Origin of the sequence: Streptococcus gwangjuensis (genome assembly GCF_028156745.1) — a bacterium.
Classification (GTDB): Bacteria; Bacillota; Bacilli; order Lactobacillales; family Streptococcaceae; genus Streptococcus; species Streptococcus gwangjuense_A.
The window spans coordinates 1-263 of sequence record NZ_JAODJG010000010.1; the positions used below are offsets into that span (position 1 = coordinate 1).

Consider the following 263-nt stretch of genomic DNA (forward strand, 5'->3'; position numbering starts at 1 on the left):
TGTTTCTTGAATTCTGTGATTTGACTTGTTGTGCTGTAGGCAATGGCTTCACCTGACTTACCTGTCACTTCATCTGTTGTGAGAACACGGTTACCATTAGTACTTACATAACGGATAACAGCTTTTTGAACATCCTTACGGTAAGTAACTGTTTCAACGCGGTCTTGGTCTTTAGCCTTCACTCCACTTACAGCTGGGATTTCTGATTTATCCGCTGTGTAACCTGCGATAGTTGGAGAGACTACTTTATCAAACGTATCATC

General features: G+C 41.4%; 1 protein-coding gene. It reads right to left on the bottom strand.

The window, feature by feature from the left end; genetic code table 11:
* On the bottom strand, positions 1–263 hold a 263-nt coding region (locus N5909_RS00085), incomplete at both ends, for a mucin-binding protein (RefSeq protein ID WP_271630619.1).